At 61.2% G+C, this 24,774-nt stretch carries 20 protein-coding genes; 8 read left to right on the forward strand and 12 right to left on the reverse strand.

From position 1 onward, the window contains the following. Position 1: 1 nt before the first annotated feature. Together tsaE and BLO50_RS05805 are read right to left on the reverse strand one after the other, a co-directional pair. Positions 2 to 469 carry a tRNA (adenosine(37)-N6)-threonylcarbamoyltransferase complex ATPase subunit type 1 TsaE gene (tsaE, locus tag BLO50_RS05800; RefSeq protein WP_090249687.1) on the reverse strand — a complete coding sequence of 156 codons (468 nt, stop codon included), beginning with the start codon at positions 467 to 469 and terminating at the stop codon, positions 2 to 4. Further along, entirely contained in the window at positions 457 to 1,956 is a 1,500-nt protein-coding gene (locus BLO50_RS05805) for an NAD(P)H-hydrate dehydratase (RefSeq protein WP_090249690.1), read from the reverse strand. Before BLO50_RS05805 ends, tsaE begins: the two co-directional genes overlap by 13 nt. A gap of 60 nt (positions 1,957 to 2,016) precedes the next feature. Between BLO50_RS05805 and queG the strand changes: the two genes are divergently transcribed. Further along, on the forward strand, positions 2,017 to 3,078 hold the full coding sequence (gene queG, locus BLO50_RS05810) for a tRNA epoxyqueuosine(34) reductase QueG (RefSeq protein WP_090249692.1): 1,062 nt from the start codon (positions 2,017 to 2,019) through the stop codon (positions 3,076 to 3,078). A gap of 45 nt (positions 3,079 to 3,123) precedes the next feature. Here queG and orn read toward each other — a convergent pair whose 3' ends face one another. Both orn and BLO50_RS05820 read right to left on the reverse strand, forming a co-directional pair. Next, a complete protein-coding gene (gene orn / locus BLO50_RS05815; RefSeq protein WP_090249695.1) occupies positions 3,124 to 3,666 on the reverse strand; it encodes an oligoribonuclease in 543 nt (180 codons plus the stop codon). Between the two features lie 75 nt (positions 3,667 to 3,741). Continuing rightward, positions 3,742 to 4,521, reverse strand: coding sequence for a class I SAM-dependent methyltransferase (locus tag BLO50_RS05820; protein ID WP_090249698.1), 780 nt, complete (start codon positions 4,519 to 4,521; stop codon positions 3,742 to 3,744). Positions 4,522 to 4,640: 119 nt separating this feature from the next. Here BLO50_RS05820 and rsgA point away from each other — a divergent pair, with 119 nt between their 5' ends. Beyond that, a complete protein-coding gene (rsgA, locus tag BLO50_RS05825; RefSeq protein ID WP_090249700.1) occupies positions 4,641 to 5,672 on the forward strand; it encodes a small ribosomal subunit biogenesis GTPase RsgA in 1,032 nt (343 codons plus the stop codon). 48 nt (positions 5,673 to 5,720) lie between these two features. On the opposite strand, the gene motB is transcribed toward rsgA, so the two are convergent. Then, positions 5,721 to 6,743: a flagellar motor protein MotB gene (gene motB / locus BLO50_RS05830; RefSeq protein ID WP_090249703.1), complete on the reverse strand. Its 1,023-nt coding sequence runs from the start codon at positions 6,741 to 6,743 to the stop codon at positions 5,721 to 5,723. Positions 6,744 to 6,751: 8 nt separating this feature from the next. Continuing rightward, positions 6,752 to 7,603: a flagellar motor stator protein MotA gene (gene motA / locus BLO50_RS05835; protein ID WP_090249705.1), complete on the reverse strand. Its 852-nt coding sequence runs from the start codon at positions 7,601 to 7,603 to the stop codon at positions 6,752 to 6,754. 119 nt (positions 7,604 to 7,722) lie between these two features. Between motA and BLO50_RS05840 the strand changes: the two genes are divergently transcribed. The 5 genes from BLO50_RS05840 to BLO50_RS05860 all read left to right on the forward strand — a co-directional run bounded on the left by BLO50_RS05840 (position 7,723) and on the right by BLO50_RS05860 (position 15,167). Then, complete coding sequence (locus tag BLO50_RS05840; RefSeq protein ID WP_090249707.1) at positions 7,723 to 9,237, forward strand: HDOD domain-containing protein; 1,515 nt, start codon at positions 7,723 to 7,725, stop codon at positions 9,235 to 9,237. Positions 9,238 to 9,281: 44 nt separating this feature from the next. Beyond that, positions 9,282 to 10,097 (forward strand): rhodanese-like domain-containing protein, encoded by an 816-nt coding sequence (locus tag BLO50_RS05845; RefSeq protein WP_090249710.1) that lies wholly within the window; start codon positions 9,282 to 9,284, stop codon positions 10,095 to 10,097. Between the two features lie 31 nt (positions 10,098 to 10,128). After that, positions 10,129 to 10,995, forward strand: a complete 867-nt coding sequence (gene asd / locus BLO50_RS05850; RefSeq protein WP_090249713.1) for an archaetidylserine decarboxylase — start codon at positions 10,129 to 10,131, stop codon at positions 10,993 to 10,995. A gap of 232 nt (positions 10,996 to 11,227) precedes the next feature. Then, positions 11,228 to 13,033, forward strand: coding sequence for a molecular chaperone (locus BLO50_RS05855; protein ID WP_090249715.1), 1,806 nt, complete (start codon positions 11,228 to 11,230; stop codon positions 13,031 to 13,033). Positions 13,034 to 13,097: 64 nt separating this feature from the next. After that, positions 13,098 to 15,167 (forward strand): EAL domain-containing response regulator, encoded by a 2,070-nt coding sequence (locus BLO50_RS05860; protein ID WP_090249718.1) that lies wholly within the window; start codon positions 13,098 to 13,100, stop codon positions 15,165 to 15,167. An 88-nt stretch (positions 15,168 to 15,255) separates the two neighbouring features. Here BLO50_RS05860 and serB read toward each other — a convergent pair whose 3' ends face one another. Continuing rightward, positions 15,256 to 16,470 carry a phosphoserine phosphatase SerB gene (gene serB, locus BLO50_RS05865; protein ID WP_090249722.1) on the reverse strand — a complete coding sequence of 405 codons (1,215 nt, stop codon included), beginning with the start codon at positions 16,468 to 16,470 and terminating at the stop codon, positions 15,256 to 15,258. Positions 16,471 to 16,644: 174 nt separating this feature from the next. On the opposite strand from serB, the gene BLO50_RS05870 reads away from it, so the two are divergent. After that, positions 16,645 to 18,180 carry an AhpA/YtjB family protein gene (locus tag BLO50_RS05870; protein WP_090249725.1) on the forward strand — a complete coding sequence of 512 codons (1,536 nt, stop codon included), beginning with the start codon at positions 16,645 to 16,647 and terminating at the stop codon, positions 18,178 to 18,180. A gap of 53 nt (positions 18,181 to 18,233) precedes the next feature. Here BLO50_RS05870 and BLO50_RS05875 read toward each other — a convergent pair whose 3' ends face one another. The 5 genes from BLO50_RS05875 to parE all read right to left on the reverse strand — a co-directional run bounded on the left by BLO50_RS05875 (position 18,234) and on the right by parE (position 24,765). Then, entirely contained in the window at positions 18,234 to 18,941 is a 708-nt protein-coding gene (locus BLO50_RS05875) for a PqiC family protein (RefSeq protein WP_090249727.1), read from the reverse strand. Between the two features lie 149 nt (positions 18,942 to 19,090). Continuing rightward, entirely contained in the window at positions 19,091 to 21,349 is a 2,259-nt protein-coding gene (gene parC / locus BLO50_RS05880) for a DNA topoisomerase IV subunit A (RefSeq protein WP_090249730.1), read from the reverse strand. Positions 21,350 to 21,356: 7 nt separating this feature from the next. Next, positions 21,357 to 21,881, reverse strand: a complete 525-nt coding sequence (locus BLO50_RS05885; protein WP_090249734.1) for a retropepsin-like aspartic protease family protein — start codon at positions 21,879 to 21,881, stop codon at positions 21,357 to 21,359. After that, positions 21,878 to 22,861, reverse strand: coding sequence for an esterase-like activity of phytase family protein (locus BLO50_RS05890; protein WP_090249737.1), 984 nt, complete (start codon positions 22,859 to 22,861; stop codon positions 21,878 to 21,880). Before BLO50_RS05890 ends, BLO50_RS05885 begins: the two co-directional genes overlap by 4 nt. Next, complete coding sequence (parE, locus tag BLO50_RS05895) at positions 22,861 to 24,765, reverse strand: DNA topoisomerase IV subunit B (protein ID WP_090249739.1); 1,905 nt, start codon at positions 24,763 to 24,765, stop codon at positions 22,861 to 22,863. Before parE ends, BLO50_RS05890 begins: the two co-directional genes overlap by 1 nt. Positions 24,766 to 24,774 lie beyond the last annotated feature (9 nt).

The following is a 24,774-nucleotide window of genomic DNA, read 5'->3' on the forward strand; positions in this document are numbered from 1 at the left end:
TTCATGCCCTGACGGCCAAAGTGGCGCACCAGGCGTTGCCGCGCTCGCCTTCCGCCCGCAGATGCAGCGCCCGGCCGGCTCCGTGCGGGCTAATGGTAATGTCCATGTCCGCCTTTGGCAAAACGCCTGCGCCGCGCTGCGGCCACTCGACCAGACACAGGGCATCACCTTCGAAATAGTCACGAATGCCGAGAAACTCCAGCTCCTCAGGATCAACCAAGCGGTACAGGTCGAAGTGATAGGCCCGTACTGCACCTAACTCATAGGGTTCGACCAGGGTAAAGGTCGGGCTTTTCACCGCCCCGACATGCCCCAGGCCGCGAATGATGCCGCGCGACAAGGTAGTTTTACCGGCGCCGAGATCGCCATGTAGGTAGATCACCCCAACGCCGCCGCTCGCCTCGGCGATGCGCGCGCCCAGCGCCAGCATCGCGCCCTCATCGGCGGCAAACAGTTCTAATTCAGACACGCAGACTGCTCCTGCAATAATTCACGAATAACCGCACATAAATCACTGGCCGCCAGACCACGGCCCTGCTGCGCCAACTGCTCACCCGCGCAGGCATGCAGATAGACCGCCAGCTGGGCCGCTTCCAGCGCAGGCAGACCCTGGGATAGCAGCGCACCGATCAAACCGGCCAACACATCGCCCAAGCCAGCGCCGGCCATGACGGGATGGCCACGATCACACAACCACAAACCACCATCCGGCGCAGCAATCAGGCTGCCCGCGCCTTTAAGCACGCATACCGTTTGATAGCGCCGCGCCAGGGCGCGTGCGGCGGCCGGACGATCAGCCTGCACCTCGGCCGGACTTATACCCAGCAAGCGCGCTGCTTCGCCGGGGTGCGGCGTCAACACGGTACCTGCTGGTAACTGGACCTGCGCGTGCGCCAACAGGTTCAGCGCATCAGCATCCCACACCTGCGCAGCGCGGCTGACGGAAGCCGCCGACAGCAGACTGCGCCCCCACGCATCCTGACCCAGCCCAGGGCCGACCACCCAGACGCTGGCATTCGCACCCAGCGCCAGCAACTGGTTGGCCGAAGCCACGCCAGCGGCCATTACCTCGGGTAAGCGCGCCTGCGCAGCAGGCAAATGCTCACCACGGGTCGCCAGACTGACCAGCCCGGCACCGGCGCGCAGCGCGGTTTGCGCCGCCAGCAGGCCGGCGCCGGCAAAGCCACGATCCCCACCCACGACTAACACATGGCCTAACTGGCCCTTATGCACGCTGCGCGAGCGAACCGGCAATTGCGGCAAGCTGGCCTGCGTCAAGCGCTGCGCGATAAAGGCTTGAGCAGCGACCAGGGCCGCATCAGCCTGCAGATCATCAAACTGCAATTCACCCAGACAATCCGCCGACTGCCCGGTAAATAGGCCCAGCTTTAGGCCGATCAGGGTGACCGTCAGTTCTGCACGCACGGCAACGCCCAACACTTGGCCGGTATCGGCGCAGAGCCCGGACGGAATATCCGCAGCCAGCACCGGCAGACCACTGAAATTCAACAACCGGATAGCCTGGGCATATGGTTCGCGTACTGCGCCTTGCAAGCCCGTGCCGAGCAGAGCATCGAGCACCACGCCCTGCAGCTCGGCGCACTCGCTCCAGGGCTGCACCGCCACACCAGCAGCCAGCGCATGGTCACGGGCCAACGCGGCATCACCCTGCAGCTGCGCCGCATCGCCGACCGCCAGCACCTGCACCCGCCAGCCCGCACGCAACGCCAAGGCCGCCACCAGATAGCCGTCACCGGCGTTATTACCGCGCCCGGCCAGCACCGTCAGCACACCGGCATCTGGCCAGCGCCGACGCAAAGCACGCCAGATGGCATGCGCGGCGCGGCTCATCAGCTCGAAACCCGGCGTGCCAGCAGCGATCAATCGCGCATCCAGCTCACGCACTTGGGCGGCGCTGTACAGCGGCAGAGGAAGATTGTCAGGCGAATGCAGCATGCGTCGGCTCCGATGTCTGGCAGAATTATACCCACCTGCGCCCCGGTTACCCGCCCTCATATGAACACTGACACCCTTGACCTTATCGCCCTCGCCCAGTCGATCAAAGACTGGGGCCGCGAGCTGGGCTTTCAACAGGTCGGGATTGCCGATGTGCAGCTGGGCGAACACGAGGCGCACCTGCAGCGCTGGCTGGATGCGGGTTACCAGGGCGAGATGGACTATATGGCCGCCCACGGCAGCAAACGTTCCCATCCGGATGAACTGGTGCCTGGCACCCTGCGCGTGGTATCGCTGCGCATGGACTACCTGCCCGGCGACACGCAAATGGCCCAGCGCCTCGGTGAGCCGGAAAAAGCCTATGTATCGCGCTACGCCCTGGGCCGCGATTACCACAAGCTGATCCGTAAGCGCTTGCAGCAGCTGGCCGAACGCATTCAGCAGCAGATCGGGCCGTTCGGCTACCGCGCCTTTGTCGACAGCGCGCCAGTGCTGGAGAAGGCCATCGCCGAACAGGCCGGGCTTGGCTGGATCGGCAAGAATACCCTGGTACTCAACCGCAAGGCCGGTAGCTACTTCTTTCTCGGCGAACTGTTTGTCGATCTGCCGCTGCCGGTCGACCCGCCCCACGCCAGCGAGCATTGCGGGCGTTGCACGGCCTGCATGGATATCTGCCCCACAGCCGCCTTTGTCGGCCCCTATGTGCTGGATGCGCGGCGCTGTATTTCCTACCTGACCATCGAACTCAAGGGCTCAATCCCTGAAGAGCTGCGCGCGCCCATCGGCAACCGGGTGTTTGGTTGCGACGACTGCCAAATGGTCTGCCCATGGAACCGCTTTGCCAAACCCACCGAACAGGGAGACTTCCAACCGCGCCATAGCCTGGACAATGCCGAGCTGGCCGAGCTGTTCTGTTGGAGCGAAGAAGAATTTCTTAACCGCACCGAGGGCTCGCCGCTGCGCCGCGCAGGCTACGAGCGCTGGCTACGCAACCTGGCCGTCGGCCTGGGCAACGCACCCTCAAGCATCCCAGTGCTAGAAGCACTCAAAGCGCGCCGCGAGCATCCATCAGAATTAGTGCGCGAGCACGTCGAATGGGCGCTGGCGCGCCACGGCCTGTAACCGAGCACGCAGAAAAAAGCCCGCTGTAGCGGGCTTTTTCGTACATCACACTTTAAGAAAGTGCTGACGGTAGTGCTTCAACTCGGCGATGGACTCTCGAATATCGTCGAGAGCCTGGTGCGTGCCCTGCTTCTGGAACGACTCCTTAACCTGCGGCGCCCACAGGCCAGCAAGGATTTTCAGGGTCGACACATCCAGATAGCGGTAGTGAAAGTAGGCTTCCAAGTTCTGCATGTATTTGTAGAGAAAGCGTCGGTCCTGGCCAATGCTGTTGCCGCAGATAGGCGACTTACCCTTTGGCACCCACTGTTCAAGGAAGGCGATGGTCATGGCTTCCGCTTCGGCCGGACCAATAGTGCTTTCCCGTACGCGCTGGGTCAGGCCGCTCTGCCCGTGAGTACGGGTGTTCCACTCATCCATACCGGCGAGCAACTCATCACTCTGGTGCACGGCAATCACCGGACCTTCCGCGAGGATGTTCAGGTCGCTGTCGGTAACGATGGTGGCCATCTCGATGATGACGTCTGTTTCAGGCTCCAGACCGGTCATTTCCAGGTCGATCCAGATCAGGTTATTGGCGTTTTGCATGCGCGGCTCCTCAACTAAGGCCGACAGTTTAACAGGCCGCCGGAGAACTACTGCGCTCGGCTGACAGCATTGCGCTCAAGCCGCGCCGCGCATGCGCCACACCAGTAGCCGCGACTTGCGCCAGTCGTGCAATTCGATCTGCTGATCCGCTGGCTGCCCCGGCACATCGAAAGTGTTGCTGATCAACAGGCTGCCGGCCGGCATCTGCGCGCAGGCCTTGGCCCACAGCTCGGGCATCGGCGCAGGCGAGAGGAAGCAATACACCACATCAAATAGCGCCAGGTCGGTGCGCCAAAGATTTTCGTAGCGAATCTGGCAATTACGCTGCGGTACAGCGCGCAACCAGGCGATGGCGAAGGACAGCGGCGCGGTCTCAACACCAACAAACTGCGCCTGCGGATAATGGCGGGCCAAGCTCAGCAGCGTACCGGCAGGACCACAGCCCAGATCAATAAAACGAAACTGCGCAGGCTGCTGATCAAGGACAGCGCGCAAATGCTGACGCGCACCGGCAGCGGTCAGGTACAAGGGCACCCGCTCGCCAAAACTGTTCCAGTTGAGCAACAGCAGCAGGACAAAACCGCCGAGAAACACCCAGGACGGCAGCGGCGCACCACTGGCCAGCAACAACGCCGGAACGAACAGCAGGTTCAAGCCGCACCACCAGCGCGACAGCCCCAGATAACGCGCCAGCGTGGCAGCCAGCAAGCCTTGCAGCAGGCCGGCCGCCATTAAGGTCGGACGCCAGGGTGACAGCTGAGCGATCAGGTACAGCGCCAAACCGACCAGCAGGGTTGCCCCCAGCTGAGCAGACAACGCCAGCAACGCCGGATAGTGGCTAACAACGCGCAACATGCAGACTCCTCAACCATCCGACCGATGATGCGCCGCAGTTTAGCTGCGCCAGCAGCTCAATAGGCAGCCCGTGCTAGACTCGCGACCGTTTATTGCGCAATTCAACTCTCGGAAGACCCATGGCCAAACGCCAACTCAACCGCCGGCAAAACTGGCGTATCGAAAAAATTCAGGGCGAGCGTGCCGCCCGCGCCGCCAAACGCGAGTCGCAGGCTGTACAGATTCTTGAAGGTGGCGATCTCGGCCCGGAACAGACCGGCCTGGTCATCGCGCACTTCGGCATACAGGTCGAAGTAGAAGCGCTGGATGGCGAATTGGCCGGCCAGGTATTCCGCTGCCACCTGCGCGCCAACCTGCCGACCATGGTCACCGGTGACCAAGTGGTATGGCGCGCCGGCAACCAGGGCATAGGCGTGATCGTGGCACAACTGCCGCGCAGCACCGAACTTTGCCGCCCGGACACTCGCGGCCAACTCAAGCCAGTGGCTGCCAACGTCGACCTGATCGTGATCGTCTTCGCCCCACTGCCCGAGCCCCACGCCAACCTGATCGATCGCTACTTGGTGGCCGCCGAGCACGCCGGCATTCGTCCATTGCTGCTGTTGAACAAGACCGACCTGCTGGACGAACAGAATGCAGTGGCCCTCAACCGCATGCTCGGCGTATACCGCGAACTCGGTTATCCACTGCTGGAAGTGTCGGCCCACGGCGGCGACGGCATGCAACAGCTGCAACAGCAACTTGATGGCCACGTGAGCGTCTTCGTCGGCCAGTCCGGCGTCGGTAAATCATCGCTGGTCAACAGCTTGCTGCCAGAAGTCGATACCCGCGTCGGGCCGCTCTCCGAACTGACCGGCAAAGGCACCCACACCACCACAACTGCGCGGTTGTTCCACTTCCCCGGCGGCGGCGAACTGATCGACTCCCCTGGGATTCGCGAGTTCGGCCTGGTGCACGTGAGTCGTGATGACGTCGAAGCCGGCTTTATCGAGTTTCACGACCTGATCGGCCAATGCCGCTTCCGCGACTGCAAGCACGACCGCGAGCCGGGTTGTGCCCTGCTCAAAGCCCTGGAAGATGGCCGCCTGCACCCGCAGCGCATGGCCAGCTACCGGCATATTTTGGCCAGCCTGCCAGAAGCCGAGTACTAAAATGCACAAGGCCGCGACAATGCGCGGCCTTGTGCCAGCGGGGCATACTCACTCAGCGGGCTGATCGAACTGCAGCACGCCTTCTTCGAAGATATTCAAACGTTCACGCAATTGCCCATCCGGCAATGGATCACCAGGTGCGGCAGGTGCAGCCGCAGCCGGTGCTACCGGCGCAGCGCCAGGCACTGCAGGCGCTTCATCTGCCGTGGCATCGCTTTGCTCACCTTCGATGGCGCGCTGCGCCTTCTTGGTCAGTACAACAATATCGATGCGCCGGTTGACCGGATTGAGCGCGTTTTCGCGGTCAAACAACGCCGAGGACGCATAGCCCACCACGCGTGCGACCTGCTCGTCGTCATAGCCACCCGCAATCAGCACACGCCGCGCCGCATTGGCACGGTCCGAAGACAGCTCCCAGTTGCCATAGCCTCCACGCCCGACGAAGGGCGCCGCATCGGTGTGACCACTGACACTGATCTTGTTCGGCACCGCGGCGATGGTGTCGGTCATGGCCAACAGAATGTCTTCAAAATACGGCTGTAAGCGTGCGCTGCCGGAGGCAAACATCGGCCGATTTTCGGCATCCATGATCTGGATGCGCAGACCGTCCTGTGTGATTTCGAAGAGGATCTGGTCCTTGAAGTTCTGCAGCTGAGGATTTTCTTCAACCTTGTTCTGCAGCTCCTGCAGCAACAACTCCAGTCGCTCGCGCTCGACTTCTTCGGCGACTGATTCGGCCTGCAATTTGTCCACGTCGGCCTGGGCATCCTCGGCTGGGCTCTGCTCTTCCTGGGGTTCAGGGTTGAGGGTGCGATCAGGCGCCGGCGTTGGCGTGCCGCCCAGGTCAATCACATACGGGCTGGCGCTTTCCGAGAACCCCACAGGGTCCTGAAAGTAGCCGGAAATCAGCTTCTTCTGCTCAGGCGTCGCCACAGTCATCAGCCACATCACCAGAAAGAACGCCATCATTGCCGTGGCAAAGTCGGCAAAGGCAATTTTCCAGGCGCCTCCGTGATGACCACCGGCAACCTTCTTTACCCGTTTGACGATAATGGGCTGATTGTTTTCCATGCTATGACTCAGCCCCCACGCATGGCCTGTTCAAGCTCGCTAAAGCTTGGACGGTGCGCAGGGAACAGCACCTTGCGGGAGAACTCCACAGCCAGCGACGGCGGCATACCGGAGGCCGAAGCCACCAAACCGGCCTTGATCGCTTCATACACATTCAGCTCTTCCTTGGCGTCGTGCTCCAAGGCAGCCGCTAGGGGGCCGAAAAAGCCATAGGACGCCAAGATCCCGAAAAAGGTACCCACCAGTGCAGTACCGACTTTTTGACCAATCTCAGCGTTATCCGCTTCGGCCAAAATCGACATGGTAATCACAATACCCAACACCGCCGCCACGATACCCATGGCCGGCATACCGTCAGCCACTTTTGCGACGGCATGCGCAGGGTGCTCGATTTCTTCCTTGAGGCTGGAAATTTCCATATCGAACAAGCCTTCCAGCTCATGCGGCGCCATGTTGCCGGATGACATGATGCGCAGGTAATCGCAGATGAACGAGGTCATCTGCTGATCTTTAAGGATGCCGGGGTACTTACTGAAAATCGGGCTGACGGCTGGGTCTTCGACGTCAGCCTCGATGGCCATCATGCCTTCACGACGACTTTTATTGAGAATTTCGTAAAGCAGCTTGAGCACGTCAAGGTAGTAGGCATGCGTGAAGCGCGAGCTGAACATGCTCAGCGACTTCTTGAACACATGCATGAATGCACTGCCTGGGTTGGCTTGCAGGAAAGCACCCAAGGCAGCACCACCGATGATCAATATCTCGTAGGGGTGGACCAACGCCATAAACTGGCCGCCCGAGAGGATAAAACCGCCCAACACACAGGCGAATACAACAATGATACCGATGATTTTTGCCATAGAAAGAGACTTGCCAGAGAGGGTAGAAAGGGGCTTTGCAAAACAACCCTTCTATTTATCGGAAGTTTTGCGCGAGACTATAGCCAGTTAAGGTCAAAAGCCAGCTTGTCTCAACCCGCATGCTAAAGCCCGCCTCTTATCCGCGCACCCTGACAGACTGGCTCAAGCAGCTAGACAGCCAGCTATTGCCTGCGTCCAGTGATAGCCAGCAAAAGCTGCGCCGCGCCTTGGCAGACAGCAATCGCTCCATGCGTGAGCTGGCTGACTTGATGCAGAGCTGCCCCGCGCTAGCGCTCAGCGTGTTGCGCGAAGCCAACCGCAAGAGCAGCGGCCTCAGTGAGCAAACCGAAAGCCTGGAGGCCGCCATCAGCCGCCTCGGCATCAAGCGCACCGAACAGCTGCTCAACGCCCTCCCGGCAATGCCCGAGCAGGAACTGCCGAAAGCGCTACGGCAAATCCTGCTAATCAGCCAACACGCCAGTCACCAGGCAAATGGTCTATTTGCAGGCCGCCTGGCAAGGCTGTGGCAGGAGATACACTGGGGCAGCCTGCTGTTTCTGGCGCCAATATGGACGTTGCTTGCAGCGCACCCTGAACTGTTCGAGGTGTGGGAGCAGCGCGTTTTGGTCAAGGGCGAAGCCGCAAGCAAGGTTGAACAAGAGCTGCTGGGCGTACCGTTACTTAAATTGTGCTTGGCACTGAGTGAGCAGTGGCATTTGCCAGAATGGGTCATCCAGGGCTATCGACTACTGGTCAGCGACCGACGCCTGCTGGTCAAAGCGCTGCACATTGCCCGCGACAACGAACACCCACTGCACCAGCAGCAAATCCTCGACGCAGACAGCAACCTGCGCCGCTGGCTGACGCAGCCAGCCAACAGCATTCTGTTGGCTAACGGCCTGGCGCTTTCCGCGCACTACGCGTGGAATAGCCCGCACAGCCTGCGCTGGCAGCGTTTGACCGGTTTATTCCTGCAACTGCCGCTCGATAACGTACAACAGCTGCTGCACCAGAATGCTGTTAGCAGCGCCCGACAGATGCCCAGCACCGACCTCTGGCACCCCGCAGAAGCGCTGCTCTGGCCATGGCAGGCGCGGCACCTGCAAGCCATAGTCGAGCAACCCAAGTCCACAGTTATCAGTGAATGGCGCCAGCAATGCGCGCAACTGCTCGCCCAACCCAGCGCATTCAGCAATGTGCTGCAGCTCACCGCCTGCGCCAATCAGGCTATCCAGGCCTGCGGCATGCAGCGGGTACTGATTTTACTGGCCGACCGCAATCACACACGCCTGATGGCCCAGCAGCAAAGCGGCCTCGACAAAGCCGCCGCCAGCCTCAGTCTGGATCCGCAGCAAAGCCAGGTGCTGCGCCGCCTGCTCAGCGCCCCCGCGCAGCTAAAACTCAGCCCAGCCAACATCGCGCAGTTTTCCGCCATGCTGCCTGGCTCGCTGAAAAGTCTGTTCCCCAGCGAGCACTTGCTGATTCGCTCGATTGCCAGCAACAACCGCGTGGTCATGCTGATCTTCGCCGACCAGGGCGGCCGGGCGCTGAGCGATGCCGGCATGCAGGGCTTCGGCAAAACCATGCAATGCATTGAGCGCGCCCTGACCAGCTTTGCCAACCGCGGGCGCTAGGCTTTCCGCTACAATCCGTCCTTTCCTGTCAAAAGAGGCCTGGCATGACCGCCTTCGCTGAGCTGCCCCTGCTGATCGAACCTGCGCACCTGGCCAGCCGCCTGGATGCACCCGAGCTGATCCTGGTCGACTTGACCAGCAGCGCCCGCTACGCCGCCGGCCACATTCCGGGCGCATATTTTGTCGACCCCAAGCGCACCCAACTGGGTCAACCGCCGGCGCCAGGCTTGCTGCCAGAGCAGGCGCAACTTGAGCAACTGTTCGGTGAGTTAGGGCATAACCCCAACGCGGTTTATGTGGTGTACGACGATGAAGGCGGCGGCTGGGCCGGACGCTTTATCTGGCTGCTGGATGTAATTGGTCACACGCGTTACCACTACCTGGACGGCGGCCTGCATGCTTGGCTGGCAGAAGACTGCGAACTCAGCACAGCAGTCCCCGCGGTTCACACACAGCCCGTTGCGCTGCAACTCGACAGCGCACCAACCGCCACGCGCGAATACCTGCAAAGTCGCCTTGGCGCTGCCGATCTGGCGATCTGGGATGCACGCGCACCAGCCGAATACCGTGGCGAGAAAGCCCTGGCCCAAAAAGCTGGGCATATTCCTGGCGCGATCAACTTTGAATGGACCGCCGGCATGGACCCTGCCCGTGCATTGCGCGTCCGCCAGGATATCCAGGCGCAACTCAGCAGCCTCGGTATCACGGCCGATAAAGAAATCATCACCCACTGCCAGACTCACCACCGCTCAGGCTTCACCTACCTGGCTGCCAAGCTCCTTGGCTATCCGCGGGTCAAAGCCTACGCAGGCTCATGGGGCGAGTGGGGCAATCATCCGGATACGCCGGTCGAGCGCTGAACACCTGCCGACCGCCAGCCACCTTTAAGGAATGTTAATGAAAGACCGCCTGTTTATCCTCAGCCAGTACCTGCTGCCGCACCACCTACTGTCGCGCCTGATTGGCTGTGCCGCCGAATGCCGCGTCGGCTGGTTCAAGAATCGTCTGATTGGCTGGTTCGCCAAGCAGTACCACGTCAACATGAAAGAAGCCCAGGTCGAAGACCTTACTGCTTTTGCTCACTTCAATGACTTTTTTACCCGCGCCCTGAAAGATGGTGCCCGCCCGCTCGACAGCAGCCCTGGCGCCGTGCTCTGCCCGGCCGATGGCGCAGTCAGCCAACTGGGTAAAATTGAACAAGGCCGGATCTTTCAGGCCAAGGGTCACAGCTTCAGCGCGATCGAACTGCTGGGCGGCGACACGGAGCGCGCAGCAGCATTTATGGGCGGTGAGTTCGCCACTATTTACCTGTCGCCCAAGGATTATCACCGCGTGCACATGCCGCTGGCCGGCACACTGAAAGAAATGGTCTACGTGCCCGGTCGACTGTTCTCGGTCAACCAGACAACCGCAGAGAACGTGCCTGAACTGTTTGCCCGCAATGAGCGCGTGGTCTGCCTGTTCGACACCGAGCGCGGCCCGATGGCCGTGGTGCTGGTCGGCGCCATGATCGTGGCGTCGATCGAAACCGTCTGGGCGGGCCTGGTGACACCGCCAAAACGCATGCTGAAAACATTCAGTTACGATGAAGCCGCTCGCGCACCGGTCGTGCTGGACAAAGGCGCAGAACTCGGACGTTTCAAACTGGGCTCTACCGCCATCGTACTGTTTGGCCCGGAGCAGGTGCAGTGGGCTGAAGAACTAGCCGCCAACAGCCCCGTCCAGATGGGCCAACGTCTCGGCGCAGCACGCGGCTAACCCTCAAAACCCGGCCCTGTCCGCGCATGCGGACAGGGCCGTGACGACCGCTCAGAGTGAACCTCTGAGCATGAAAACCAGTCACAACAAAGACTTCCAGATGATTTGTGTGTCGCGCCAGCTTGGCAACCCAGCCAAGGACATGGCTGCGAGGCATGCGAGATGCTGCTAGAGTCGAAACATAATTCCTAGACTCACCTGCCTTGCCCGTGTGCTGGAGTATCCGATTTAGATGGATAAACAGAATTCTCACTTGCTACTGCGCGTTACCACGCCGGATAAGCAAAGCCTGTCATTCTGCGACGCCAGTCCTCGTGATCTGAAGAAATGGGTCGACGGCCTACCCAAAGCCAATATCGGTGAAACCGCACGCCAGCTTTACCAAGCGCTGGTCGAACTCAATCAACTGCTGACGCCCTCGGAAAATCGCCTGCAACTGCTGGAAATTCTCCGACCGGAAATCTACTTCGTCTGCAAACAGCTGGAAAAGCACTTCCTCAACCAAGCCATCGTGCTGGATGAACGGCCACGCAAAGTCGCCAACCTTTGCCAGGCCCTGCAAAACCACCTGGCAATTGGCTATAAACTGATCGTGGCACGCCTGGCCGCACAGCCTGGCCGCGAACGGCATCAATTGCTTGCCGTTGCCCTGCAGCGTGCAACCCATAGCCTGTGCGGCCCATTGATTCGTGCCAGCCAACTTTACTGCCCGGTTCCTGAAGGCCTTTGGCTTGAGCTGCATCAGCTTTACCAGATCGCCCTGACACGCAGCCTGCACAAGACCATGATTCGTGATACTCAGGCCCTGCGCACGCAAGGCCTGAGCACCGAACAAAGCTATCTGGTAGCTCTGCTGCTCGGCTGCGCGCGCTGCAACCAGATGCGCCAAAGCGCCATCGCACGCTTGGCAGAAGTGCTTGAGCCCTGGAGCGCGCTGGCCACCCTACAGGCTGGCGATGAGCCGTCCAGCCTGTTCGCTGTAGCCACGCAACTGGACGGTCCGCCCCGCTATATTTCGCTGTTTCAGCAAACCGAGCTGCACAAAGCGCTAGGAATCGACCCCAGCCAACTGGTCGACGCCATCAAAGAACACCTGCTGCTGCCGGCCGAAAATATTGCTCAATCACGCCTGACCGTGCCCGAAGGCTTCAGTCACGACATGCTGCAGCATCTGGCCGCAGCCTGGGGCGATATAGCCGAGCGCACCTTCCAGCGCAGCCAGGGCCAAGGCGCACTGACGCTGTGTATCGGAATGAGTGCGCTGCACTTCTACTTGGCGGGCAAACGTCCGTTCAACGAGGTGCTGCAAGTTCCGGTGACAACCAATGCGGCGGTCTTCAAGGCTGATACCGGCGCACCGGATATCTGGTCAAACGCTTTCGACGCCCAGAAGAGCAACCAGTGGGAAAACGGCCTGCCCTTCGAAGAGATTCAGTACAACAAGCCACATCAGTCCAATCAGCCCGACGAAGCCAATAGCCAAGAAAGCTACCCGACCTACGAAGTGGCTATCGTCAATATCAGCCCTGGCGGCTATTGCCTGTCATGGCCGAAAGACGTGCCGAACCAGCTCCAGGCTGGCGAGCTGCTTGGCGTACAAGGCCTGCCACGGCAAGGCTGGAGCATTGCTGTAGTGCGCTGGATTCGCCAGGTGCGCGGCGGTGGCACTCAGATGGGAATTGAACTGATTGCCCCTCATGCGCAAGCCTGCGGCCTGCAACTGGTGCGCAAAGCGGAGCAAAACAGCCAGTACCTGCGCGCCCTGCTACTGCCGGAAATCAGCGCCATCTCCCGCCCCGCCAGCCTGATTACCGCACGCCTGCCGTTCCAGGAAGGCAACAAAGTCAGTATCAACCTGAATGGCAATGAACACCGCGCAGTACTGAGTCGCCGACAGACCAGCACCGGCAGTTTCAACCAGTTCGAATACCGGGGTGTCGAGCAGATCGGCAGTGAGCAAGGGAAGCCCGTCACAGCGCCGAAAAGCCGCACGCCAGGCGGGGAGGAAGACTTTGACTCACTCTGGAAGTCGCTGTAGATTGCCGACGCACTCCCTTTTGTCGCCTTTTCGCGCCCGTTCGGCGCAGATTTGATACCACACCATGGCCATTGATAAAAAAACCATTCGGCTACTGATCCTCGAAGATTCGCAGAACGAGGCTGAACGCCTGGTCAGCCTGTTCCGCAACGCCGGACGGGCAACCCGCGTGCATCGTTTGACCTCCAGCGACGATCTCGCCGAGGCCCTGCAACAGAGCTGGGACTTATTGATCTGCGCCCCCAGCAGCGAACAACTGCCCCCAAGTGAGGCGATTGGCGCGATCCGCCGCCAGGCAAAAGACATTCCGATCATTCAACTGCTTGCTGATAATGACTCAGACAGCGTCACCGAAGCCCTGATGCTCGGCGCCCAGGACGCATTGCCGCAGGGTGAAGACGAACGCCTGATACTGGTTGCCAAGCGCGAGCTGGCCAACCTGGAAGAACGCCGGGCTCGCCGCGCCTCGGAAGTCGCCCTGCGCGAGGCGGAAAAACGTTGCCAGCTGCTACTCGACAGCTCCGTAGATGCCATCACTTACGTGCACGATGGCATGCATATTTATGCCAACCGCGCCTACCTGGAACTGTTCGCCTACGAGGATGCCGATGAGCTGGAAGGCATGCCGATGATCGATTTGATCGGCAGCAGCGACCAATCCAGCTTTAAGGACTTCCTGAAGAATTATCAAAGCGTCGAAGGCAATGTGGAGCTCCACTGCGCTGGGATCAAAGCCAATGGCCAGAGTTTCCCGGCACAGATGAGCTTCTCCCCGGCAACCTACGATGGCGAACCGTGCATTCAGGTGGTGATTCGCGCCGAGACGGGTAACGCCGAACTGGAAGAGAAACTCCGCGAGATCAGCACGCAGGACCTGGTCACGGGCTTGTTCAACCGCACCCATTTCCTTGAGCTGATGGACAGTGCAGCAGAGCGTGCAGTGAATGCGGGCCAGCCATCCTGCCTGGCCTATATCAGGGTTGACCGCTACGCCAGCCTGCTGGCCGACATCGGCCTGGCCGGCATCGACATCCTGCTCACCGACCTGGCTAATCTGCTGCGCGCGCATTTTGGTGCCGACGCACAACTCGCTCGCTTTGGTGATGATGTATTTACGGTGCTGCAGCCCGGCGTCAACCCGGAAAGCACCCGGGAGCTTCTCAACAGCCTGCTGAAAAAAGTTGAAGGCCACTTGTTCGATGTCAGTGGTCGTACGGTTCAAAGCACCCTGTCGATTGGTGTGGCTGGGCTCAACGAGAAGACCGCCAAGGCTCAGGAAGTGGTCGACCGCGCTCACCGTTGCGCAGACGAGCTGAGTGATGGCAACGCAATCAAACTGTTCAACCCAGCTGATGAGCTGGCCGCAGCGGCAAGCCGTGGCAATATCGTCGCCATGATTCAACAAGCGCTGGAAAAGAACAGCTTTCGTCTGCTATTCCAGCCGATTATCAGTTTGCGCGGCGACAGCTTTGAGCACTATGAAGCGCTGCTGCGCTTGGTCGGCCCGCAGGGCGAAGAGATTCCGCCAACAGAACTGTTCAATGCCGCGAAAGACGCGGGGCTTGCTGAAAAGATTGATCGTTGGGTCATCCTTAACTCGATCAAACTGCTGGCGGACCACCGCAGCAAAGGCCACAACACCCGCTTGTTTGTGCACCTTTCAAGCGCCAGCTTGCAGGACCCAACCCTGCTGCCTTGGCTCAGCGTAGCCCTGAAAGCGGCGCGTTTGCCCTCAGACTCGCTGGTGTTCCAGTTCAGCGAGCCGGATGCGATTGCTTACCTCAAGCAGGCCAAAGCCATCACCCAAGGCCTCAACGAGCTGCACTGCAAGTCGGCGATTACCCAGTTCGGCTGCTCACTGAACCCGTTCAACACCCTCAAGCACCTGCACATCGACTTCGTAAAGGTCGACAGTTCCTTCTCTCAGGATCTGAGCAGTGCAGAAAACCAGGAAGCCCTGAAAACCCTGCTGGCCAGCCTGCACTCTCAGGCCAAGCTGACCATCGTGCCCTTTGTCGAGAGCGCCAGCGTGCTGGCTACGCTCTGGCAGGCCGGGGTCAACTATATCCAGGGGCATTACCTGCAGGGCCCAAGCCAGTCGATGGATTACGACTTCTCGGCCGGCGATGAGTAAGGCTGCGCACTGACGCACTTGATGGGCGGCTGGCCATAAATAATCAGCACTAAAAAGCCGCCCTAGGGCGGCTTTTGTTTGCCGGTGTTTACTCCAGGCCGTCGCGGTCGCGAAAACCCAGCAAGTAGAGAATGCCATCCAGCCCCAGAGTCGAAATCGCCTGCTTGGCCGATTGTTTGACCAACGGCTTAGCACGGAACGCCACGCCCAACCCGGCAATGGCCAGCATCGGCAGGTCATTGGCGCCATCACCCACTGCAATGGTCTGCTCCAGGCGCAAACCTTCCTTGGCCGCCAACTCGCGTAATAAGTCGGCTTTGCGCTGGGCATCGACAATCGGCTCGACTGCGACACCCGTGACCAAACCATCAACGATCTGCAGTTCGTTGGCGAACACATAGTCGATGCCCAGTTTGGCCTGCAGCTGCTTGGCAAAGTATGTGAAGCCACCGGAAAGGATCGCCGTCTTGTAACCCAGGCGACGAAGCTCGCTGAACAAGGTTTCAGCGCCTTCGGTAAGACGCAACGAAGCGCCGATATCGGCCAACACGGTTTCCGGCAGGCCCTTGAGCAGCGCCAGACGCTCGCGGAAGCTCGCGGCAAAATCCAGTTCGCCGCGCATCGCGCGCTCGGTAATCTCGGAAACCTGCTCACCGACGCCCGCGGCTTTGGCCAGCTCGTCGATCACTTCGGCCTCGATCAGTGTCGAATCCATGTCGAACACCGCCAGGCGGCGATTACGGCGGAACAGCGAATCGCGCTGGAAGGCGATATCGACATTCAACTCCTGCGCCACACTAAGGAACTCGGCACGCAAGGCCGCAGGATCGGCCGGCTCGCCACGCACCGAGAACTCGATGCAGCCCTTGCCCTGTTCGGCCGGCATATCCAGCGGCATACGCCCGGAAAGACGGTCGATATGGTCGATATTCAGGTCATAACGCGCGGTAATGGCACTGACGCGCTGCAGCTGTTCGGCGGTGACCTTGCGCGTCAGCAGGGTGACGATATGCCGAGCCTTGCCCTGACCGCTGACCCATTGCTGGTAATCCGCCTCGGAGACAGGGGTGAAGCGCACCTGCTGATCGAGCTTGTAGGCGGTAAAGAGAATGTCCTTGAGCACCGAGGAGGCGCGCTCGGTATCCGGGATCTCCACCAGAATGCCGAACGACAGGGTGTCATGGATCACCGCCTGGCCAATATCGAGGATATTCACCCCGCCCTGGGCCAGCACACCAGTGATGGCGGCAGTCAAACCGGGGCGATCTTCGCCGGTGATATTGATCAGGACGATTTCGCGCAAGGCTCGGTCTCCAGTACAGCGTCAGGGGCAGCAGCTTGCTGAACAGGTCACAAGCCGTGGAAAAGGCGCACATTCTACCCATTTTCAGCGGCAAACAGCCACGCACGGCGCTTTGCCCACCGCAGGGGCGCCGCTATACTGCGCGCCAACTACAGTCGACATGAGCCGAGCTCTGTGAACCGGCCCACCCCCGTAAAACCCGATAATTTCTTCCTGCTGCTGTTCCAGGCCCTGCGCCAACGGCGTATTCCCCTTGCGCTGCGCATTGTCAGCCATAGCCTGCTGCTAGTGGCCCTGGCCCTGGTGATCTACGGCTGGGTGATCGGCATGCAGTTCAAGCATGCCATGCAGCAACAGGCTGAAGCCTTGGGCACCAGCCTAATCACCCAGACGGCGGCCTCGGCGACCGAGCTGCTGGTGTCCAACGACATCCTCAGCCTCAACGTGCTGCTCAATAACCTGGTGAAAAACCCGCTGGTGGCCCATGCCGCGATCTACAGCGTAGACAACCGCATCCTCGCCGAAGCAGGTTCGCGCCCCAGCCAGAGCATGCTGGGAGAGACCGAGGGGCTGTACTCGACACCCATCACCTTCCAGGAGGTGATCGCCGGGCAGCTGCGTATCAGCCTGGATATGCAGCAGTTCCAGCAACCAATGACCATCAGCCTGCAGAGCATGGGCATCCTCAGCCTGATTTTGCTGGCCCTGACCCTGTCCCTGAGCATGCGCCTTGGCCGGCATATTTCCACGCCGCTGCTGCAGCTGCGCGTGTGGCTGCGCGACCCGGACGACCCGGCGCCCGGCGCTGGCCGTCAGGATGAAATCGGCGACCTGGCGCGCCAGCTGCAAGCACGCCTGGTACCGGAAAAGCCCGCACTGCCAGAAGCTGAAGAAGAGCCGTTCTACGACGACGAGCCGGCCGCCCAGCACGATGATGACTACCTGCCCGAGTCGTTCGATGATGAGCCGGACTTCGAAGTCCGCGACCTGCGCGATGATCGCTTCGATGCGCAAGACGAGTTAACAGAACCGCTGCATCGCGATGACCAGCCCTACGCCGAGAGCGCAGTGGACGATCCGTTTTCCGAGCTACGCGATCAACCCGAGCGTGAAGCCGCGCCAGCTCCCGCGATTCGGCAGCCACTGCCCAGCGCCGTACTGGCGATCCAGCTGGGCGCACAGGAACAGCTGCGCCGCTTGCCGCGCACCCGTTTGATGGAGCTGCTGCAGCGTTACCGTGATTGCCTGGACCAGGCGGCCAGCCTGTATCAGGGCGAACTGCACACCTTGAGCGACGGCAGTAGCCTGATGTTGTTCCATCAACTGGATATTGGTGAGGACTACCTGACCCACGCCATCTGCTGCGGCGAGCTGATGCGCGCCCTCGGCCATGCCTTGCAGATCGAGGTTGCTGACAGCGGCATTACCCTGCAATTGCAGCTGGGCCTGACCCTGGGTGAAAACCTCAGCGACCTCAGCCAAGGCGATCTACTGCTCAGTGAAACAGCACAAAATGCCTTGGCGCTGTCCCAGCACAGCCGCAACTTGCTGCTGGTTGAACGCAGCATTGCCGATGACACCCTGGTCAGCCAGCGTGCGCGTATTCGCGCTATTGCCAGCCCGCAAGGTGCATGCTGCGTAGAGCGCTTGCTGGAGCCCTACCCGTCGCTGCTTGAGCGCCAACTCGCACGCATGCACGAGAGTCACTGATCACTCAGCATAAAAAAGCCCGCCAAACAGCGGGCTTTTTTGTGGCGAATGACCTAGAAGCGGAAAACTTCCCCTTCACTGCGAATCGGCTCGGCTACGGGAATACGCGGCACATCAGGTACCGCGGGTTTGGCCGGCGCCGGACGGCGAACCGGTGCGGGGGCGACTTGCGGGGCGGGCTTGCCATGGGTTTCCACTGCAGCGGCTAATTGCGCCACCAGTTGCTGCACCACCAGGCTTTGCGCACGCACCTGATCGACGATGCTGCCGCTGTGGGCCTCCTCCAGGCGCACCAGACGCCCGTCGAGTAGCTTGCCGTCGGCACCGGCCAAACGCCACTGCGCCTCCAGTACAGCCGGGCGCTGCGGACCGGAATCCAAGCGGGTGATCGACACGCCCAGACGCACCTGCGGTACAAAGCCTGCAGTCGCCGGTGCCAGTACCAGGCGCTGGCTGTTCAAGCGCGAGGCCAGCTGGCGCAGCAGCTGCTGATCGATATCCGCCGCCAAACTGCCGGCCCAACGCGCATCTTCGGTAGCGGTTAAGCTGCCATCGGCCTGGCGTTGCAACAGGGCTTCGCGCTGCAGGTAATCGGCAACCGCCACCGGCCCGAGCAGCACAGCAATGCCTTGCTCGGCAGCAGGTACACGGATTTCGCCGCTGTCGAGTTGATACAACGGCGCTTGCTGATAACGCATACAACCCGTCAGGCCAAGCGCACCGGCCAATAGCAAAATTCCGGGGAAACGCAGTGCAGTCATCTCACTCATCCAACCGGCCAGTCTGCCGGCGTGCATACACATTAGGTGCAGGCGGTTCACTTACGTGACCCGCCTTACGGCCGCGTATCATCCTTGAAAGCCGCTCACTACTCCAGCACAGCACTGTGCCGACATGCGTCTGGCGCCGCCTACCCCTGGACTTCGACCAGTAGGCTGTCGACCCGCTGGAAGCCGCGCGGTAGCTTGTTGCCGCGCCGTCCGCGTTCGCCTTTGTAGTGTTCCAGATCATCGGCTTTCAGTGACAGCGTACGCTTACCGGCCTGCAACACCAGCGTCGCACCAGCCGGCAGCACGGCCAGATCGGTGAGGTATTCCTCACGCGAGGCAACCCGCTCACCCGGAATGCCGATGATCTTGTTGCCTTTGCCTTTGCCCAGTTGCGGCAGATCGCGCACCGGGAACAGCAGCAGGCGACCCTCGGTGGTCACCGCGGCCAACCAGTCTTCTTCGCGATTGGCCAACGGCTTCGGCGGCACAACCAGCGCGCCAGTTGGCAGGCTAAGCAAGGCCTTACCGGCCTTGTTCTTCGCTTGCAGGTCTTCACCCTTGACCACAAAACCGTAGCCCGCGTCAGAGGCGATCACGTACAGCGCACTGTCATCCGGCAACAGCACACATTCGAAGGTCGCTCCCGGCGGCGGCGTCAACCGGCCGGTAAGCGGCTCGCCCTGGCCGCGCGCCGAAGGCAAGGTATGCGCCGCCAGCGAATAACTGCGCCCGGTGGAGTCGATAAACACCGCGTACTGGTTCGAGCGTCCGGGCGCAGCAACCTTGAAACCATCGCCAGCTTTATAGGACAGTCCGGTGGCGTCGATATCATGGCCCTTGGCACAGCGCACCCAGCCCTTCTCGGACACCACCACGGTGACAGGCTCAGTCGGCAGCAGCTCAGTTTCAGACAAGGCGCGAGCTTCGGCACGGGCCACAATTGGCGAACGGCGATCATCGCCGTAGGTTTCGGCATCCTTGATGATTTCGTCACGCACCAGCTTCTTCAGCTTGACTTCACTGCCGAGCAGGGCCAGCAGCTTGGCGCGCTCCTTGGCCAGCTCGTCCTGCTCGCCACGGATCTTCATTTCCTCCAGACGCGCGAGCTGACGCAGGCGAGTATCGAGGATGTAATCGGCTTGCACATCGGTCAGGCCAAAGCGTGCCATCAGCACCGGCTTGGGTTGATCTTCGGTGCGGATGATATGAATCACTTCATCCAGGTTAAGGAAGGCCACCAGCAAACCTTCCAACAGGTGCAGACGTTTCTCCACCTTGTCCAGGCGGAACTGCAGACGCCGGCGTACGGTGCCCACGCGGTATTCCAGCCATTCGCGCAGCAGCTGACGCAGGTTCTTCACCTGCGGCTTGCCATCCAGACCAATCACGTTGGTGTTGACCCGGTAGCTGGATTCCAGCTCGGTGGTGGCAAACAGGTGGGTCATCAGTTCATCGGCATCGACGCGATTGGAGCGCGGGATAATGACGATGCGGCACGGGTGCTCGTGGTCGGACTCATCACGCAGGTCGGCGACCATCGGCAGTTTCTTGGCCTGCATCTGCGCGGCGATCTGCTCCAGCACCTTGGCCCCGGAGACCTGGTGCGGCAACGCGGTGACCACAATGTCACCGTCCTCGATGCGGTACACGGCGCGCATGCGCACCGACCCACGACCGGTTTCGTAGATTTTCAACAGGTCGCTGCGCGGGGTGATGACTTCCGCCTCAGTGGGGAAATCCGGGCCGAGCACGTGCTCGCAGAGCTGCTCAACCGTGGCATCCGGCTGATCCAGCAGGCGTACACAGGCCGCCGCCACTTCGCGCAGGTTGTGTGGCGGCACGTCAGTGGCCATGCCCACGGCGATGCCGGTGGTGCCATTGAGCAGCAGGTTGGGCAGACGCGCCGGCAGCGTGGCCGGTTCATTCAGGGTGCCGTCGAAGTTCGGCACCCAGTCCACAGTGCCCTGGCCCAGCTCGGTGAGCAGCACCTCCGAGTAACGCGACAGGCGCGCCTCGGTGTAACGCATGGCGGCGAAGGATTTCGGATCATCCGGTGCACCCCAGTTGCCCTGGCCGTCGACCAGGGTGTAGCGGTAACTGAATGGCTGCGCCATCAGTACCATGGCTTCGTAGCAAGCGCTGTCGCCGTGCGGGTGGAACTTGCCGAGCACGTCGCCGACGGTACGCGCCGATTTCTTGTGCTTGGAGTCGGCGTCCAGGCCCAGCTCACTCATGGCGTAGACAATGCGCCGCTGCACGGGCTTGAGGCCATCGCCGATATGCGGCAGGGCGCGGTCCATGATCACGTACATGGAGTAGTTGAGGTAAGCCTGCTCGGTGAAGTCGGCAAGGGAACGGCGCTCTACACCGTCCAGGCTCAAATCGAGGGGTTCGCTCATGCGTGCCTCATTGCAAGGTGGATTGGCGCAGCATCAACGTGCCGCCGCGCTGGGTAAATTCGAGTTGTTTCAGGGCACTCATGCCCAGCAATACGTCATCGCCGCCCATGCCGGGGGCAATCAAAGCCTCTACATCGGTCAATACGATATCGCCCAGCTGCAAGCGCTCAAGCCGCGTGCGATGGGCCGTAGCGCGGCCATTGGCGGTGCTGATGGTGATCGCCGCACCGGCCTGTAAGCCCAAGCGCTGCGCCACTTCGATCGGCACCGCCACTTGGGTGGCACCGGTATCGAGCAGGAAGGTCACCTCCTCGTCATTGATCTTGCCCCCGGCCATATAGTGCCCCTGACGGCTGCTGGCCAGGTGCACTTCGACATAGCCGCTGCCATGCAGCGACTCAGGCGCGCGATTGGGATTGCGCTGAGCATCTTCCCAGTCACCAAAAAACTTGGTCGCCAGCAACAGCGCTGCGCCCCAGGCCAGCACCAGCATCACCCGTCCGGCACGCTTACCCGCAGGCTGCTCGCTCACGGCTTGCTGCCCCAGCCGCCTTTTGGTGCGGCAAAACGCCAGATAATCGGCCGCGACTCACCGTCGGCGCGGCTGAAGCTGCCGTTATCGACGCCGATCCAGGCACCGTCCTGATCCACCCACAGCGCTTCCGCCAGGCCATAGGACGGCGCATAGAGTCGCTCTGGAGTCAGGGCCTCGGCGGCAAACGACCAGCACTTCTCGACCTGGCCATTGTTCAGGTCGCGCCTACAGATACGGTGCGCCTGACGCTCAAGGGTGAAGAGCTTTTCGTTATGGAAGGCCAGGCCGGAGAAATCCCGAGGCTGCGGCTTGCCGCCCAGCTGCTCGGGACCCGTTTCCGTGCCCGCCTCGCTGAACAGCACGCAGCCGACGGTGCAACGCCAGATCGCGCGCTGTTTGTGCGCCACCAACAAACCGCGACGCATACGTTCGGCCGCCAGGTACAGGCGCTCACCAGCCGGGTCAACGGCAATGCCTTCAAACAGCGAGTTGTAATGCAGCGCCATGCCACTGGCGCGCGCCTGGCGCAGCAGGCCCTGAGGCAGCTTCAACCAGTTGGGTTCGCCGACCACAGGCAACTGCAGCACAGCCGCCTTGGCCTCACTGACCAGGTAACGGTTACCGGCGGCGTCACAGCTCAGCCCTTCGAAATCCAGCTCACCACCGCGTACCAGGCCGGCGACCCAGCCACGGATGCGCAAACCCCAGGGCAAACGCACATCTGGCGCCGGCGGTGCGACAAAGGCCTCGGCCGTAGCCTGCCAGTGCGACTCGTCCGACTGCAGGCGATAAAGCTGTTGGTCGTCACGGTCGGAAACCGCCCACAGCGCGTTATCGCACCAGGCCAATCCGGACAGGTTGCCGCCACTGACGCCGCTAACCGGTTGCTCATTGAGCAGTTTCAGCTCTTCCAGTGCCGCCGCGCTCGCCAGTAACGGTGAACAGGCCAGCAAGCAGGCGGCCAGCAGCCGCTGCATCAGAGCAACACCTCGGCCAGGTTGCCCTTGGACTCCAGCCAGGATTTACGGTCGCCGGCGCGCTTCTTCGCCAGCAGCATGTCCATCATTTCCTGGGTGCCGGGGTAATCGTCCAGAGTCAGCTGTACCAGACGCCGGGTATTGGGGTCCATGGTGGTTTCGCGCAGCTGCGGCGGGTTCATTTCACCCAGGCCTTTAAAGCGAGTGACCTGCGGCTTGCCGCGGCGCTTCTCGGCCACCAGGCGGTCGAGGATGCCGTCGCGCTCGCCTTCGTCGAGGGCGTAGAAGATTTCCTTGCCCAGGTCGATGCGGTACAGCGGCGGCATGGCCACGTAGACGTGACCGGCATCCACCAGCGGACGGAAGTGGCGGACGAACAGCGCGCAGATCAGGGTGGCGATGTGCAAGCCGTCGGAGTCGGCGTCGGCGAGGATGCAGACCTTGCCGTAGCGCAGTTCGCCGAGGTCCGCCGAGCCCGGGTCGACGCCGATGGCCACGGCGATGTTGTGCACTTCCTGGCTGGCCAGCACTTCGCCGACATCGACCTCCCAGGTATTCAGAATCTTCCCGCGCAGCGGCAGGATCGCCTGAAACTCTTTATCCCGCGCCTGCTTGGCCGAACCGCCAGCGGAGTCACCTTCCACTAGAAACAGCTCGGAGCGCATCGGGTCCTGGCCGGCGCAATCAGCCAGCTTGCCCGGCAACGCCGGCCCCTGGGTGATGCGCTTGCGCTCGACCTTCTTGCCGGCTTTGAGGCGGCGGTTGGCATTGCTGATCGCCAGTTCAGCGAGCTGCTGGCCCAACTCCGGATGACCGTTAAGCCACAGGCTAAAGGCATCTTTCACCACACCGGAAACGAAGGCCGCCGCCTCACGGGACGACAGGCGCTCCTTGGTCTGCCCAGAGAACTGCGCGTCCTGCATTTTCATCGAGAGAACGAAGGCGATACGCTCCCAGATATCTTCCGGGGCCAACTTGACCCCCCGCGGCAGCAGGCTGCGGAACTCGCAGAACTCGCGCATGGCATCCAGCAGGCCCTGGCGCAGGCCGTTGACGTGGGTGCCGCCCTGAGCGGTGGGGATCAGGTTGACGTAGCTTTCCTGCACCGCGTCGCCGCCTTCCGGCAGCCACAGCAGCGCCCAATCTACCGCCTCTTTATTACCCGCCAGGCTGCCGCAGAAGGGCTCATTGGGTAGCCGTTCAAATTCGCTGACCGCATCCACCAGGTAGGAACGCAGGCCGTCTTCGTACATCCACTCGACTTTCTCACCGCTGGCTTTGTCCTCGAAGCTGACCGCGAGCCCTGGGCACAGCACAGCCTTGGCTTTCAGTACGTGCTTGAGGCGGCTGACCGAGAACTTGAAGGAGTCGAAATACTTGGCATCTGGCCAGAAATGCACGCTGGTGCCAGTGTTGCGCTTGCCCACAGTGCCGACCACGGCCAAGTCGCTGGCTTTATAGCCGTCGGCAAAACTCATCTGGTACTCGTTGCCGTCGCGTTTGACCTTAACCACCACGCTGGTCGATAGCGCGTTGACCACCGAAATGCCCACGCCGTGCAGGCCGCCGGAGAACTGGTAGTTCTTGTTGCTGAACTTACCGCCGGCATGCAGTTTGGTCAGGATCAGCTCGACCCCTGGCACGCCCTCTTCCGGGTGAATGTCCACTGGCATGCCGCGACCGTCGTCGAGCACTTCCAGGGAGTTGTCCTCATGCAGGATCACCTGAATCGATTTGGCATGCCCGGCCAGTGCTTCGTCGACGCTGTTGTCGATGACTTCCTGGGCCAAGTGGTTGGGCCGGCTGGTGTCGGTGTACATACCCGGGCGTTTGCGCACCGGGTCGAGGCCGGAAAGGACTTCGATGGCATCGGCGTTGTAAGAGCTAGAACCTTGCTGGGCCATGGGGTCTCT

This window comes from Pseudomonas peli (assembly GCF_900099645.1).
GTDB lineage: Bacteria > Pseudomonadota > Gammaproteobacteria > Pseudomonadales > Pseudomonadaceae > Aquipseudomonas > Aquipseudomonas peli.